Consider the following 14,713-nt stretch of genomic DNA (forward strand, 5'->3'; position numbering starts at 1 on the left):
AGAAAAACACTTTGTAAGGAATTGTTTATTAGTGTTTTAGTATATTTATAATACAGTTTTAGTAAAATTGTAATTTGAATGTTGAAACATTTGATTACAATTTTATAATAATTATTTATTAGAAGATTTTAATTTTAAATCTAAAGAGAACCTAGTTTAGCAAAAAGCGAAATGAAAGTTTTTTTTTGAATTTCCAAGGACAAATATTTAATTAATAAATGAATTATAAAGATGAGTGTTTTAAAACGAATAAATGTGGTCAGGCGCAGCGTAATGCACCGTCTCACTAAGAACATTGGAAAGCCAAGATCAGAGCAGCATATTGTTTTAGTGGATAAAACAGAAATTAGGCGGGTCCTGATTTGCAGGCCAAATGCCAGACTCGGAAACTTGTTATTGATTACGCCGCTTGTTCAGGAAGTCAACGATATGTTTCCAAATTGTAAAGTCGATTTGTTTGTTAAGGGAGCTTTAGCTCTGGTAATTTTTGGAAATTATCAAAACATCAACAAGGTAATTGGTTTGCCTAAAAAACCGTTCAAAAGCTTATTGGAATACCTGAATGTCTGGATTTCAATAAAAACACAAAAATACGATGTTGCGATCAACGTAGATCAAAACTCTTCTTCAGGACGTTTAGCAGTCCAATTCTCTAATGCTAAATATAAATTTTACGGAGATTCAAACGATGAATCTCAACTTGTAAAAAAAGACTACGATCATATTGCGAAATATCCCGTTTATAACTTCCGACATTATTTAACGAAACTTGGATTAGCAAAAAGCAATAAAAAAATAGCCCCGATTGACCTTAGATTGTCTTCTTCTGAAATTGTCGAAGGAAAGAAAATCTTAAATGATTTAGTACAAAACTGTAAAAGAACAATTTGTATTTTTACTTATGCAACAGGCGCAAAATGCTTGTCAGAGGAGTGGTGGGAGAACTTCTACGCACAACTAAAGGAAGAATATAAAGATTATAATATTATTGAAATTCTGCCAGTAGAAAATGTTTCGCAGATTGCATTTCAGGCCCCAACATTTTACAGCAAGGATATCCGCGAAATAGGATCTGTAATTGCCAATGCCGACTTGTTTATTGGAGCTGATAGCGGAATTATGCATTTGGCCAGCGCAGTGCAGACTCCAACGATTGGGCTTTTCTCGGTCTCCAACCTTAAAAAATACGAACCTTACGACAATTGCAGCATCGGAATAGATATTAATTTACACACTAAAAAGGATTATGTGAAAATCATAAACTCCATACTGAATAATGGGAAAGTTAGTGGTATCCAACAAGCAATTTAAAAATATAAGAACAACAAAAAAGGCATCCGTAGATGCCTTTTTTTATTTAGTTTTTCTTCTTAAATAAGCCATTGATTAAGTCACTGGCTTTTTTAGTAACTTCCTGAGTTTTCTGCTCTTTTTCGGTTGCAGCTGCTTTTGTGGTGTCTTTTGCCTTTGTATTTTTATTGATAAAATCATTAAGGGCCGAAGTTCCTTTTTGAGTCAGTTTGTCTCTTTGTTGATTCGCAACTTGTGTCGCCAGACTCGTCACTGCACTTTTCATATCCGTTGTTATTTTTGGATTCGAAAAATTACCGCTAACAATAGCATTTATCGGAATGTTTTGCAGTTTTGCAGCATCCGCAGGAGACATTTTTGCCAGGAAAGCATTGGCTTCATTTCCTAAATATTTTGCAGGAACGTCTAATTTTAAATTGTAATTCATCGTTTGGTCAAAACCATGTGTACCGCCAACTGTAATCTTAATGTCCTGATATTTGATGTCAAATGGTTTTACACTCACTTTTCCGTTATCAAACGTTAAGGCTGCTTTAATATCATTCAGATTTATTTTATTAGGATCAATAAATTTCAGGTTTGAAGTTAAGGCATTTAAAACCGTTGAATTTTTAGAATTTACAGTAGTCGAAAGCAACTGACCAATCAAATCTCCTGAAATCGATTTTAAGTCCGGAGTTAACTCTTTGTCGTCTAAGTTTCCGTTTAATTTTATAGTCGAATTTAGTTTTCCGTTAATGATTCCGGCCAAAGGAGCAATCTTTTTCATCATGTCTAATTGCGTAAAAGTTTGCGCAATATCCACCTGATTGAAACCTAAATTCATATCAAAAGTAGGTACCTTTGTTTTGGTAGAAACAGCTCCGTTAAGACCAATTGTTCCTCCAAAAATCGATGTTTTAAAGTTTTCCAAAGTTGCTTTTTCATCCTTCACAATCAACTTGCCCGAAACGTCTTTTAGTTTTAGATTGTCGTATAAAACCGTAGTGGCTTTGGCATTTAAAGTACAATTTAAAAAAGCAGGAATCTTCATAGCCTCAGATGGTTTTGCAGCCGTTTTCTCTGTTGCAGCCGTTCCCGAAGTCATAAAATCATCAACTGCTAACTGGTTTGAACTCATATTGAAATTTCCTCTCAGCTCTTGTTTTTTGAACATAAAACCATAGAAGTTTTCCAGTACACCATTAATACTTAAGTCACTTTTTCCGGTCGTAGCATCAAATTTCTTCAGGTTTATGGTACTCGGATTAAACTCAACCAATGCCGTGCTAATGTTCATCGATTTGTTGTTCTCGTCCGTATATTTAAATCCTGACAAACTCATTGTTCCAGAGTTTTTAATATTCTGATATTGGCTTTTTTCAACAGAAGCCATATCAAATTGTGTGTTAACATCGGCTTTTAAAATACCTGCAAGAGGTTTGTCCATTTTAATAGGGTACGCTTTAGAAAGATTCGACAGGTTGATCGTTCCTTTTAAAGCTGCGTTCACCATAGGATTTTGTGTTATGTTTTTGATGTTGGCTTTGGCGTTAAAAACATCCTGATCAATTCGGAAGGAGAGTTTATCCAGATTTACATAAGTATCATTCAAAATCCCTGTTTCGTTAATGATTTTCGTATCAATTACAATATTCTGAACCGACTTTGGCAGGTTTGGATATTGAAACGAAGCATTATTTGAAGCAATCGCAATATTGAATTTAGGAACCGTAGTATCTGTCAGTTCCCCTTTAGCAAAACCGGCAACTGTAAAATCTCCAGTAGTCTTTACACCATCCAGACTTGCGGCGTAAGCCGAAGGGATCAGTCCTAAGAAGTTTGTAAAAGCCGAAGTGGGAGTCTTAAACTTTAGATCATAAATCTGTCCGGCATCTGCCATCTGAATAAATCCGTCAAACTCTAAAGGCAGCTGATTGATTAAAGCTTTATTCTCTTTAAAGGTATATTTGCTTTTTTCAAGGTCAATTCCTAAGACAGCGTCTAAAGTCAGTTTTACATTTTTCATGTAATTGATTTTATCCATATCCAAAGAAACGTTGGCGGTAGACTTTGTGGTCAAATCTAATTTTGAGTTGGTAAAATCACCTGTTCCTTCATGGTTTAAGCTGTCAATCACCATTTTTATTTTAGATCTCTGATCAATATACCTGAAAGTAAATTGTTCAATTTTATAATTTTGAATTTTCAGCGAAAGCGGCTTACTTTTGTCGTCTTTCACTTCTTTTTCTTTGTTTTTTAGGGCAATATCAAAATTGCCAACACCATCTTTGTTAAAAATAATATTAATCAGACCATTTGTAGAACTGACTCCCTGTATGTTTAAAGGTTCGTCTTTTCCTTTAAAAAGCTCTTTAATACTCATCTTTAAATTCAGTTCGCCTAATGAAACCAAAGTGTCTCCTTCGAAAGGAGCTTTGTTGATAATCACCAGTTTTTCGATTCCCACTGTGGCGTTCGGAAAGTTTCTAAACAAACTTAAATCGGCATCTGTAAAACTTACTTTCGCATCAACGCTTTCGTTAATAGCTTCTGAAATTTTGGCTTTTATTTGATCTTTAAAGAAATACGGAATGGCAAATAAGGCCGCTACTAGGACCACAAGAACTATGGCTGTTATTTTTAAAACTTTCTTTAACATATAAATAAATTGAGGGGTTAAATTGCTAACTGATTGCTGCAAAAATAGTTTTTTTTGGTGGAGTTCGTATATAAAGTTTTTGTAAAACATAAGAGTATACTCCTGTTTCTTAAAAACAAAAAACCGTCTGAATTATATATTCAAACGGTTTTTTAAGCTTTTTATGATTGGAATTATTTTTTAATGAAAGAAATAATCTTATCGATCATGATTTCTGAGACAGGTAAACTTTCATTTTTATAACTTTCGAGATTGGTCTGATGGTCTCCGTCGACAATTTTCATGATATGATTCATTTTATCAATGATCAGGAGTTCCGCATTTTTATTGGCCTGTGATAGAAGCTCAGCATCTTTTACGGTTACTTGTAAATCCTGATTTCCCTGAACGATTAAAATAGGAATGTTTAACTTTTTGATTTCGGTTTTCGGATCGTATTTAAACCATGAAATTAAATAGGGCTGAATGCTTGGTCTAAAAAGAGAATTCAGCATTGGATCTACTTTGTTCACAGTATGGCCACTTTTTAGGCTATCAATAATAGGGAAAGTCATTTCCTCTATTTGTTTGTTTGATTTAGAGGCGATTTGTGTTTTGATTAACTTGTCAGCAGATTCTCCCGCCCCTGCAATGGAGATAAATTTATTAGCTTTTGCTCCGGCAATCATTCCAATTAAGGAACCTTCGCTGTGTCCGATTACAATAATCTGAGAGAAGCGAAGGTCTTGCTTTAACAAATTGATCCAGCTTTTGGCATCTTCAGTGTAATTCTCAAATACAAGAGTTTGCTCTGAAATGGCTGATGGTTTGCTTTCCCCAATTCCTCTTTTATCGTATCGCAATGAGGCAATTCCGTTTTTTGCCAGGGCTTCTGCCAGCATTTTCAAAGAATTGTTTTTCATCATCGGATTATTTCCGTTGCGATCCGTAGGACCCGAACCCGAAATGATTAAGGCTACCGGGCATTTTGTTTTCAAATCAGGCATTGTTAACGTGCCAAAAAGCTGATCGATGTTGATTTTTAAAACGATCGGTGTTTCTGTAAAAGGAACTTGCGTTTTATTTTGAGCATCTACAAAACTCAAAAACAAAAGAGCAGCAAGCACAAATAATTTTTTCATTTTTAAAATGGAATTATTTAATATTTATTCCAAAAGGAAGCATCGCCTGAACACCTTTTTGTTGCTGAAGCCTTTTTACCTGCTCGATAAGCATATAGTTTTCTTCTCCAATTTCTTCCTTAATAAAGGCTTCTTTTGATTGTGCAAAAGGCAAACTTGAAAGAAGGTCGTTGAATGTTTTTTCGTATTCAGGATAGTTTTGTGTACTATACGTTTTGATTTTGGCAATTTTCGCAGCTTCAGCAATCGCATCATTCAAACCTCCGATTTGATCCACTAATCCAATTTTTAACGCTTCACTCCCTGACCAGACTCTTCCTTGTGCGATAGCATCTACCTGAGCAAACGTCATTTTTCGGCCTTCCGCCACATGTGTTACAAAAGTGTTGTAAATGTGTTCTACACCTTCTAAAGTAAAGGCTTTAAATTTTTCGTCAACAGGTACAAACGGACTGTAATTTGCTGAGTTTTCATGTGTTTTTACCTGCTCAGTGTTTATTCCCAGTTTATTGGCTAAAGGACTAAAATTTGGCAGTATTCCAAAAACACCTATAGAACCTGTAATCGTATTGCTTTCTGCAAAAATTTTGTTAGCGTTACAGGCAATATAATAACCACCCGATGCAGCATAATTCCCCATAGAAACAACAATCGGTTTTACTTTTTTGGTAATCTCAATTTCTCTCCAAATCAGATCAGAAGTTAAGGCGCTTCCTCCTGGACTGTCGATTCTTAAAACAATTGCCTTTACATCTTCATTTTTACGGGCTTCCTGCAAAGAACGTCTCATAGAACCTTCACCAATTACAGTAACATCTCCTTCACCGCCTTGTATTTCGCCCTGAGCATAAATAATAGCAATCTGGTCGGTTGCGGTATTGGTCAAAGCAGTTGTAATGTTATTTTGAGTATAATCTAAAATAGAAATCTTGTTGTAATCGTCATCTCCCTTAACTTTAAGGGCTTTTTTGATTGCATTATGGTAAACGTCCTCATAAGCAATAATATCTACCAGATGTTGGGTTTTTGCCATTTCCGGAGTTCTCGCTAATAAACCATTGGCGATTTCATTTAGTTTAGGGAGCGGAATATTTCTGCTTTTTGAAATATCAGTCGAAACAGTAGTCCAGATTGAGTTTAAAAGTGCGGTTACTTGTTCTCTGTTGGCATCACTCATCTTATTTTCAAGAAAAGGTTCAACAGCACTTTTATACTTTCCGTGACGAATTACTTCCATATGAATGCCTGATTTATCTTGAAAATCTTTGAAAAACATCACCTCAGACGAAAGACCTTTAAAGTCTAAATCACCTGCTGGATTCAAATAAATAGTATTGGCTACAGAATTCAGGTAATATTCTTTTTGGGAGTAGGTATTGGCATAAGCCCAGACAAATTTCCCTGATTTTTTGAAACTTTCAAGCGCGTTTCTCAAATCTTTATATTGTGCCAGACCTAAAGAAGATTCATCGTTTAAAATAGAAATCCCCTTAATATTATCATCTGTTTTTGCAGCTTCGATGGCATTAATCACATCTGTTAGGCCGATGCCTTTTTTATCCGAGAAAACAGTTACCCAAGGGTCTTTGTATTTTCCCGCATAATCGTTTTGAATTTGTTTTAAGTTTAATTCTATTACAGAATCACTTTTGACAGAAACGGCGTCGTCTCCTCCAAAAATTGCTCCAAGGAGAATTACCCCAAAAAAGAAGAGGATAATAAACACAAAAATTCCAATAACGGTGGCTATTATATTTCCTAAAAACTTCATAAGTGTATTTTTTTAATAAGTATCGAAAAACGTTGGTTTGTTACAAAAGTAAACTAAAAACAAATTAATTCGAATACAGGATTCGATGAAATATCTGTAACTGCCATGTTTTGGGGCATTAAATTAAAGATAAGATATTTAGTAAGATAAATATTGTTTGAACTTAGAATATTTTATATTTGATGAAAACTATTGTTGTACTATGAAAGATAAAGTGATCTTTTTAACTCTTTTCTTTTTCTTTGGTTTTTATGCCGAAGCTCAAAAGATGCAAACCAAAAAAGTAGTGGTCGATAAACTGACAAGGCTTCCCTTAGAGAAAGTAAATGTTTACAATCAAAAAGACAACTCGATAACAAATGAGGAAGGTGTTTTTTCTTTTATTTCCGATCAAAATGAATTAAATTTTAGCTTGATTGGATATGAAAATCTGAAACTCAGCTTTACCGAAATAAACAAACAGGATACGATCTTTTTGCAAAGTAAAACAATTGAACTTGATGAAGTAGTAGTGGGAGAAGAAATGGCTATAATGAAAAAAGTATATGCCAAAATGAAAGAGAATTATATTTTCGAACCTTACAATGAAAACTTCTTCTTGCGATGTGCCTTGAAACGAAATGATGAATTAGAAAGATTACAGGATATTTATGGTAAAGTATCAAGAAAAAGCATCTTTAAATCAAAAACACAACCGGACAATAAATGTGAAGTTGAGATTTTGAATATGAGGAAAGTCGGAATAAAAGATAAGGCTGATTTTGTGTATTTTGAATTTCAGAGTTTCGAAAAGTTATTTGATATAAATGCTATGATCTCTATTAAAATTGAAGATTTTGAACTTACCAAGGAAAAAAATGTAGCAGGTGATTTTTTTAAAATTAGTTTTATCAAAAAGTCAGAAAATAGAATTGAACAAAAAACCAGTGGCTATTTTATAATTAATAAGTATGACTATGCTATTGTAGAAACCTATTTTGATCTTTATGATAATGGAGAAAAAGTACCATTTCAAAAAAAGGACAAAGTAGAATATCGAACCACCAGTTTTAAAACCACTTCAAATTATAAGAAGAGTGCCAGCACCAATAAATATTATTTGAATAACGCAAAATCGGATGTTAGGGTAGAATTACTTGTAAGTGAAAAAAATATAAAAGCTTTTTATGATTACAGTACCAATTTTTTTGTAACCAATAGTTTTATTGCTGAAAAAGCAAAGTCGAATTTATCGATGGATAAGGATATTTTTAAAGTGAAATTTCCTTACTCAGAGCAATTTTGGAAAAGCCAGAACCAACTACCCTTAACAAGCGATTTAAGTGCATTTTTGAAGAGGGTTTCAGAAAACAAAGAGAACAAGAAAGAGTTTGAAATAGTTGGAAACTTCTAAGTCTTGAATCAAATAATGTAGTTAATTCTAAAATAGTTTTAGTTAATTTGCATTAATTATGAAGTCACAGCATCAAATCGTTTTATCAATAGGCAGCAATCAGGGAAACAGGTTAACAAACATCGAAACGTGTATCGATTTGATACATAAAGAAGTGGGGACTGTAATCAGGGTTTCAAAACTGTATGAAACTCCTGCCTGGGGGTTTGAAAGTGATGCTTTTTATAATTGCGCATTGGTTTTGCATACCTATTTATCGGCTCAAAAAGTATTAAGTCAGGTTCTGAAATTAGAAAAAAAATTAGGCCGAATCAGATCTGAGGAACAAGGGTATCAGTCCCGAATTATCGACATTGATCTGATTACTTATGATGATGAAGTTATTGAGTCTGAAAAATTGCAGATTCCACATCCGTTAATGCAAAACAGAAAGTTTGTTCTGCTTCCTATGCAGGATTTAGGTGTAGACTGGGAACATCCTGTTTTTCAAAAATCGATTACAGAATTAATTGCAGTCTCGCCTGACGATAGTGTTTGTGAAGTAGTTCAGGAATTGAAAAATCCGATACGCGAAATTGCGTTGGAGAACTTCAATTACATTGCTTTTGAAGGGAATATTGGAGCAGGAAAAACTACTTTGGTGCAAAAAATAGCCGAAGACTTTAATGCAAAAATGGTTTTAGAACGTTTTGCCGACAATCCTTTTTTGCCTAAATTTTACAAAGACCAAAATCGCTATGCTTTTCCGTTGGAAATGTCTTTTCTGGCTGATCGCTATCAGCAGTTATCAGATGACTTGGCACAGTTTGATTTGTTTAAAGATTTTATTGTAGCCGATTATCACATCTTTAAGTCCTTGATTTTTGCTAAAATCACCCTTGCAGAAGATGAATATCGTTTGTATCGAAATTTGTTTGATATTATCTATAAAGAAATGCCAAAACCTGATTTGTATGTTTATTTGTATCAGAACTCGGAAAGGTTGCTGCAAAATATCAAGAAACGGGGACGGAATTACGAGCAGAATATCGAGGCAGGTTATCTGGATAAAATCAATAACGGTTATTTGGAATACATTAAATCCCAAACCGATCTGAACGTGCTGATTATTGATGTTTCTGATCGCGATTTCGTGAAAAACCATAAAGATTACCTTTTTATCTTGGACGAAATCCAGAAGAAGATTTTGATTAGATAATTCGTAAATGTGTCAATTAGATAATTGGATAATGTGCCAATAAACAATTTTCTAATTCTCTAATTACCACATTATCTAATTGACTCATTGTCTATTTCGGCCAGTTTAATTTCTGAAACAAATCCCAAACAACAATTCCGGCACTTACGGCAATGTTTAAAGAGTGTTTGGTGCCTAATTGTGGAATTTCAATACAGCCATCGCAAAGTGCAACGGCTTCCTGAGCAACACCGTAAACTTCATTGCCAAAAACCAATGCGTATTTTTGATTTTTCTCTGTTTTAAAATCCTGAAGAAAAATAGCACTTTCAACCTGTTCGATGGCAAGAGTCAGCGTGTTTTCTTTTTTAAGATTTTCGATCACCTCCAGAATGTTCTCGTGATGTTCCCAAGCTACAGTTTCGGTAGCACCAAGAGCTGTTTTGTGAATTTCTTTATTGGGTGGAGTAGCAGTAATGCCACACAGGATTATTTTTTCGATTAAAAAAGCGTCAGCGGTTCTAAACACAGATCCAATATTGTGCAGACTGCGGATGTCATCTAAGACTAAAATTAAGGGCGTTTTGTCTGATCTCTTAAAGTCTTCGATTGATTTTCGATCCAGTTCGCTATTTTCAAGTTTTCTCATATTGATTGTATTCAGGTCATAAAAAAAGCCTCCAAAGATAAGGAAGCTTTTTTAATTATTTTATTTTGTTTTTCAGATTAGCTTTTTACCGGATCTGGTAAAACAGTACCTTTAATAGTAAGAACTTTTGTTGGTTGTCCTTCAGCATTAGAAGTAACAGTTACAGTTTTTGTAAAAGCACCAACTCTGTCAGTAGCATATTTTACACCAATGATACCTTTAGCACCTGGAGCGATTGGCTCTTTTGGAGTTGTTGGTACAGTACAACCGCAAGATCCTGTTGTATTTGTGATGATTAATGGTTTAGTTCCGTTGTTTACAAAAACAAACTCACGTTTTCCATCTGCATTGTGAGCGATAGTTCCATAATCAATAGTTTCTGTTTCGAAAGCCATTCCAGCACCTTCAATTTTAGCAACTTTACCTTTTTTACTGCTTTGAGCATTAGAAGCTGTAATTCCAACTACAGCTAACATAGCGATTAAAATTATTTTTTTCATCTTTTAGAGTCTTTTTTAATTATGACAAATCTATGTAAAATTCTTATATCTCAACTTAAAAAAAGCTTAAAATATTTTAATTTTTGAACGACTTCGATATTCCTCCAAAATATCATAAATTCGCTGTCTTAATTTTTTCATTTAAAATACAATAATTTGGCAGCGAAAGAGAAAGTGGTAAAAGAGACACCTTTAATGAAACAATACAATGAAATCAAGAGAAAATATCCTGATGCATGTTTGCTTTTCAGAGTAGGGGATTTTTATGAAACCTTTGGAGAAGATGCTATTAGAGCCTCAAAAATTCTGGGAATAACGTTAACCAAAAGAGGTGCAGGTTCTGAAACAGAAACTGCGTTGGCTGGTTTTCCGCACCATTCTATTAATACGTATTTGCCAAAATTGGTCAAAGCCGGACTTCGTGTGGCTATCTGCGATCAGCTCGAAGATCCAAAAATGACCAAAACCATCGTGAAACGTGGTGTAACAGAACTTGTAACTCCCGGAGTTTCGTTAAACGATGAGGTTTTACAATCTAAATCAAACAACTTTTTAGCATCGATTTATTTTGCTAATAAAAGTATCGGAGTTTCCTTCCTGGATGTTTCTACGGGAGAGTTTTTAACGGCTCAGGGGAATGCCGAGTATATCGATAAATTGTTACAGAACTTTAACCCGAGCGAGGTTTTGGTTCCGAAAAACAATAAGGGCGATTTTAAAGCTGCTTTTGGAGATGATTTTCATAGTTTTTATTTAGAAGACTGGATTTATAAGGAAGATTATGCTTTAGAAACCCTGACGAAACATTTTCAGACTGTTTCCTTAAAAGGTTTCGGAGTTGAAGAATTGAAAGAAGGAATCATTGCTTCCGGAGCAATTTTGTATTACCTGTCGGAAACACAACACAACCGTGTACAGCATATTACGGCTATTCAGCGTATTGCTGAAGATGCTTATGTCTGGATGGATCGTTTTACGATCAGAAACTTAGAATTGTATCACAGTTATAATCCAAATGCAGTAACCCTATTGGATGTGATTGACAGAACGCTTTCGCCAATGGGAGGGCGTTTGTTGAAACGCTGGTTGGCTTTACCTTTGAAGGATGGTAATAAAATAAAAGGGCGTCATGATGTTGTTTCATATTTAAAATCCAATTCTGAAGTTTTGCAAAGTATTCAATACCAGATCAAGCAAATTTCGGATTTAGAGCGTTTGATTTCTAAAATCGCAGCAGGGAAAGTTTCGCCGCGTGAGATTGTTTATTTGAAGGAATCTCTGGATGCGATTATTCCAATAAAAACATTGGCACTCGAAAGTCCGCAGGAAGCGGTAAAGGTAATTGGGGATAGTTTGCATGCCTGCGATTTGTTAAGAGAGAAAATAGGGACCACCTTAAATCAGGATGCGCCGGTGGCTGTGGCTAAAGGAAATGCCATAGCAAAAGGAATCAGTGAAGAACTGGATGATTTGCGTGCTATTTCGACTTCCGGAAAAGAATATCTGGAGGGTATTGAAAAAAGAGAATCAGAACGTACAGGAATCTCTTCACTTAAAATTTCATTCAATAATGTTTTCGGGTATTATATTGAGGTTAGAAACACACATAAAGATAAAGTTCCTGTGGAGTGGATTCGTAAGCAGACATTGGTTAATGCAGAACGTTATATCACAGAGGAGTTAAAAGAATACGAAACCAAAATTCTGGGAGCTGAAGAGAAAATCTATAAAATAGAATCGGAACTTTTTGAGCAATTGGTCGCCTGGATTGCAACTTATATCAAACCTGTTCAAATGAATGCCAATTTAGTGGCGCAGTTGGATTGTTTGTGTTCATTTACGCAATTGGCGATAGAGAATCAATATGTGTGTCCGGAGATTGATGAGACTTTTGAACTGGAGATCAAAAACGGACGCCATCCTGTTATTGAAAAACAATTGCCGGTTGGGACTCCTTATATTGCGAATGATGTTTATTTGGATAGGGAGACCCAGCAGCTTATTATGATTACTGGTCCTAACATGTCGGGTAAGTCTGCTATTTTAAGACAGACTGCTTTAATTGTATTGTTGGCTCAAATGGGAAGTTTTGTTCCGGCTGATAGTGTTAGAATGGGGATCGTGGATAAAATTTTTACCAGAGTAGGAGCGTCGGATAATATTTCGATGGGAGAATCTACTTTTATGGTGGAGATGAATGAAACGGCTTCTATTTTGAATAACATCTCAGATCGCAGTTTGGTGCTTCTGGATGAAATAGGACGAGGAACCAGTACGTATGACGGTATTTCGATTGCCTGGGCGATTGCCGAATTTTTACACGAACACCCGGGAAGACCTAAAACCTTGTTTGCAACGCATTATCATGAATTGAATGAAATGACAGAATCGTTGCCAAGAATTCAAAATTATAATGTTGCGGTAAAAGAGTTAAAAGACAATGTGCTTTTTATTCGTAAACTGGTAAAAGGAGGAAGTGCTCATAGTTTTGGAATTCATGTAGCAAAAATGGCCGGAATGCCTCAGATTGTAATTTTGAGGGCGCAAAAGATGTTGAAAAAACTGGAGAAAAACCACTCAAGTGAAGCGTTAAATGGCGTAAAGTCTGAAAATGATGAAATGCAGATGAGTTTCTTTAATTTAGACGATCCTTTGTTGGAAGAGATAAAAGAAGAAATTCTGGGGCTTGATATCAATGCGATTACACCAGTTGAAGCACTGATGAAACTGAACGAGATTAAAAGGATGTTGGTTCGAAAATAAATTTCATTTTTAAAGTTTAGGTTATCAGAAAGTTATAAAATAAGTAGATTTTTTTTTTGAAAAACGCTTGTGTAATTGAATAAATGTCCTAAATTTGCACTCGCAATACAGAACAAGTCAAGTATTGTAGTTCTTAATTAGAATTTGAAATGCGAAAATAGCTCAGTTGGTAGAGCGCGACCTTGCCAAGGTCGAGGTCGCGGGTTCGAGCCCCGTTTTTCGCTCAATATCAAATAATGCTCGGATGGTGAAATTGGTAGACACGCTGGACTTAAAATCCAGTGAACAGCAATGTTCGTGCGGGTTCAAGTCCCGCTCTGAGTACTAAAGCCTCTTCTTTTGAAGAGGCTTTTTTTATGGCGTAAACTCACGCGCTTTAAAAGAGGTTTGTGAAGTAAATTTCTTTTAAAGGATCTAAGAATCTGAAATCAACAATCTAAAATCTAAAATAATATATGGGTGCCTTTGTAATTAGTAAGCGGTTTAATGATGAATATAAATTCGTGTTTACTTCGAGGAAGGGTAAAGTGATATTTACAAGTCTGAGTTATGAATTGAAGTTTGAGTGCGAGGAGGATGTTGAGAAATTTAAGGTGAATATTGAAATGGCCAGGTTTTTAAAGTTTAAAGGTTCTGGAGGGAAGTATTTTTTTAAGTTGATGTTGGGGGAGGTTCACTTCGCGACGAGCCGAAAATACACTACTGAATTGCTTTTGCAAAAAGGAATTAAGGAGATTGTTACTTATGCTTCGAAATCGGAAATTTTGGACTTCTCGTCGAGTGAGTCGATTTTTGAAGATGAGGTGGTTTTTGAGGAAGAGGAGGGGTAGGTAAAAGGAATTTCAATAAAAAAAATCCAAATTCCAATAATGCGCTATGTATTGTTGGAATTTGGATTTTTTTTATTGGTTTTTTTTATGTCAAATTTTTGGCATAAAAAAAAACCATCACAAGGATGGTTTTAAAATTTTTAGAACTTAGGTTCTAATTATTTTTTTACTTCTTCTACTTTAGCAGCAGCAGAGTCAACTTTAGCAGCAGCAGAATCAACAGTTGCAGCAGCAGAATCAACTACAGCAGCAGCAGAATCAACAGCAACAGCAGTAGAATCTACAGCTTCAGTAGCTGCAGCGTCAGCTTTTTTACAAGATACAACAGTTAAAACAGCAACAACAGCTAAACTTAAAAATACTTTTTTCATCTTACTTTATTATAAAAGGTTAATTATTAATTCGTGGCAAAGATATAAATTTTTTAATATGTAAAATATTTTTTTAATTTTTTTTTAAAATATTTTCATTGCTCACGATTATCTTATTTATCAAATAATGTGCCAAAATAATAAAAATATGTTAAATTGTTGTATGTTTTGCCTAGTTTATTTTTT

The 14,713-nt window shown here is 34.7% G+C and carries 11 protein-coding genes and 2 tRNA genes; 7 read left to right on the plus strand and 6 right to left on the minus strand.

Going from position 1 to position 14,713, the window contains the following annotated elements; translation table 11 throughout:
* The first annotated feature begins 231 nt into the window (after nt 1-231).
* Nucleotides 232-1,311, plus strand: a complete 1,080-nt coding sequence (locus tag FLA105534_RS07880; protein WP_173965474.1) for a glycosyltransferase family 9 protein — start codon at nt 232-234, stop codon at nt 1,309-1,311.
* 46 nt (nt 1,312-1,357) lie between these two features.
* On the opposite strand, the gene FLA105534_RS07885 is transcribed toward FLA105534_RS07880, so the two are convergent.
* From FLA105534_RS07885 to sppA, 3 genes are all read right to left on the minus strand, one after another.
* Complete coding sequence (locus tag FLA105534_RS07885; RefSeq protein ID WP_173965475.1) at nt 1,358-3,952, minus strand: AsmA family protein; 2,595 nt, start codon at nt 3,950-3,952, stop codon at nt 1,358-1,360.
* A 173-nt stretch (nt 3,953-4,125) separates the two neighbouring features.
* The gene (locus tag FLA105534_RS07890; protein WP_173965476.1) at nt 4,126-5,073 is read right to left on the minus strand and encodes an alpha/beta hydrolase; all 948 of its coding nucleotides are present in this window, start codon (nt 5,071-5,073) and stop codon (nt 4,126-4,128) included.
* Nucleotides 5,074-5,086: 13 nt separating this feature from the next.
* Nucleotides 5,087-6,844 carry a signal peptide peptidase SppA gene (gene sppA, locus FLA105534_RS07895; RefSeq protein WP_173965477.1) on the minus strand — a complete coding sequence of 586 codons (1,758 nt, stop codon included), beginning with the start codon at nt 6,842-6,844 and terminating at the stop codon, nt 5,087-5,089.
* 202 nt (nt 6,845-7,046) lie between these two features.
* On the opposite strand from sppA, the gene FLA105534_RS07900 reads away from it, so the two are divergent.
* Together FLA105534_RS07900 and folK are read left to right on the plus strand one after the other, a co-directional pair.
* Nucleotides 7,047-8,237 carry a carboxypeptidase-like regulatory domain-containing protein gene (locus tag FLA105534_RS07900; protein WP_173965478.1) on the plus strand — a complete coding sequence of 397 codons (1,191 nt, stop codon included), beginning with the start codon at nt 7,047-7,049 and terminating at the stop codon, nt 8,235-8,237.
* Between the two features lie 58 nt (nt 8,238-8,295).
* Nucleotides 8,296-9,435, plus strand: coding sequence for a 2-amino-4-hydroxy-6-hydroxymethyldihydropteridine diphosphokinase (gene folK / locus FLA105534_RS07905; RefSeq protein WP_173965479.1), 1,140 nt, complete (start codon nt 8,296-8,298; stop codon nt 9,433-9,435).
* 91 nt (nt 9,436-9,526) lie between these two features.
* Here folK and FLA105534_RS07910 read toward each other — a convergent pair whose 3' ends face one another.
* Nucleotides 9,527-10,063 (minus strand): RNA methyltransferase, encoded by a 537-nt coding sequence (locus FLA105534_RS07910; RefSeq protein WP_173965480.1) that lies wholly within the window; start codon nt 10,061-10,063, stop codon nt 9,527-9,529.
* A 77-nt stretch (nt 10,064-10,140) separates the two neighbouring features.
* Nucleotides 10,141-10,563: a DUF1573 domain-containing protein gene (locus FLA105534_RS07915; protein ID WP_173965481.1), complete on the minus strand. Its 423-nt coding sequence runs from the start codon at nt 10,561-10,563 to the stop codon at nt 10,141-10,143.
* 156 nt (nt 10,564-10,719) lie between these two features.
* On the opposite strand from FLA105534_RS07915, the gene mutS reads away from it, so the two are divergent.
* The 4 genes from mutS to FLA105534_RS07935 all read left to right on the plus strand — a co-directional run bounded on the left by mutS (nt 10,720) and on the right by FLA105534_RS07935 (nt 14,156).
* Nucleotides 10,720-13,326, plus strand: coding sequence for a DNA mismatch repair protein MutS (gene mutS / locus FLA105534_RS07920; RefSeq protein ID WP_173965482.1), 2,607 nt, complete (start codon nt 10,720-10,722; stop codon nt 13,324-13,326).
* A gap of 151 nt (nt 13,327-13,477) precedes the next feature.
* Nucleotides 13,478-13,550, plus strand: a tRNA-Gly gene (locus FLA105534_RS07925).
* A 14-nt stretch (nt 13,551-13,564) separates the two neighbouring features.
* Nucleotides 13,565-13,650, plus strand: a tRNA-Leu gene (locus tag FLA105534_RS07930).
* 131 nt (nt 13,651-13,781) lie between these two features.
* Nucleotides 13,782-14,156, plus strand: a complete 375-nt coding sequence (locus tag FLA105534_RS07935) for a DUF1508 domain-containing protein (RefSeq protein ID WP_173965483.1) — start codon at nt 13,782-13,784, stop codon at nt 14,154-14,156.
* Between the two features lie 158 nt (nt 14,157-14,314).
* Here FLA105534_RS07935 and FLA105534_RS07940 read toward each other — a convergent pair whose 3' ends face one another.
* Entirely contained in the window at nt 14,315-14,527 is a 213-nt protein-coding gene (locus FLA105534_RS07940; RefSeq protein ID WP_041517585.1) for a PG1828 family lipoprotein, read from the minus strand.
* Nucleotides 14,528-14,713: the final 186 nt, after the last annotated feature.

The organism is Flavobacterium collinsii, from assembly GCF_902804485.1.
Classification (GTDB): domain Bacteria; phylum Bacteroidota; class Bacteroidia; order Flavobacteriales; family Flavobacteriaceae; genus Flavobacterium; species Flavobacterium collinsii.

Excerpts from the sequence above, each read along its gene's own strand:
- FLA105534_RS07880 (WP_173965474.1), top strand. The coding sequence starts at position 232 with ATGAGTGTTTTAAAACGAATAAATGTGGTCAGGCGCAGCGTAATGCAC.
- FLA105534_RS07885 (WP_173965475.1), bottom strand. The coding sequence starts at position 3,952 with ATGTTAAAGAAAGTTTTAAAAATAACAGCCATAGTTCTTGTGGTCCTA.
- FLA105534_RS07890 (WP_173965476.1), bottom strand. The coding sequence starts at position 5,073 with ATGAAAAAATTATTTGTGCTTGCTGCTCTTTTGTTTTTGAGTTTTGTA.
- sppA (WP_173965477.1), bottom strand. The coding sequence starts at position 6,844 with ATGAAGTTTTTAGGAAATATAATAGCCACCGTTATTGGAATTTTTGTG.
- FLA105534_RS07900 (WP_173965478.1), top strand. The coding sequence starts at position 7,047 with ATGAAAGATAAAGTGATCTTTTTAACTCTTTTCTTTTTCTTTGGTTTT.
- folK (WP_173965479.1), top strand. The coding sequence starts at position 8,296 with ATGAAGTCACAGCATCAAATCGTTTTATCAATAGGCAGCAATCAGGGA.
- FLA105534_RS07910 (WP_173965480.1), bottom strand. The coding sequence starts at position 10,063 with ATGAGAAAACTTGAAAATAGCGAACTGGATCGAAAATCAATCGAAGAC.
- FLA105534_RS07915 (WP_173965481.1), bottom strand. The coding sequence starts at position 10,563 with ATGAAAAAAATAATTTTAATCGCTATGTTAGCTGTAGTTGGAATTACA.
- FLA105534_RS07935 (WP_173965483.1), top strand. The coding sequence starts at position 13,782 with ATGGGTGCCTTTGTAATTAGTAAGCGGTTTAATGATGAATATAAATTC.
- FLA105534_RS07940 (WP_041517585.1), bottom strand. The coding sequence starts at position 14,527 with ATGAAAAAAGTATTTTTAAGTTTAGCTGTTGTTGCTGTTTTAACTGTT.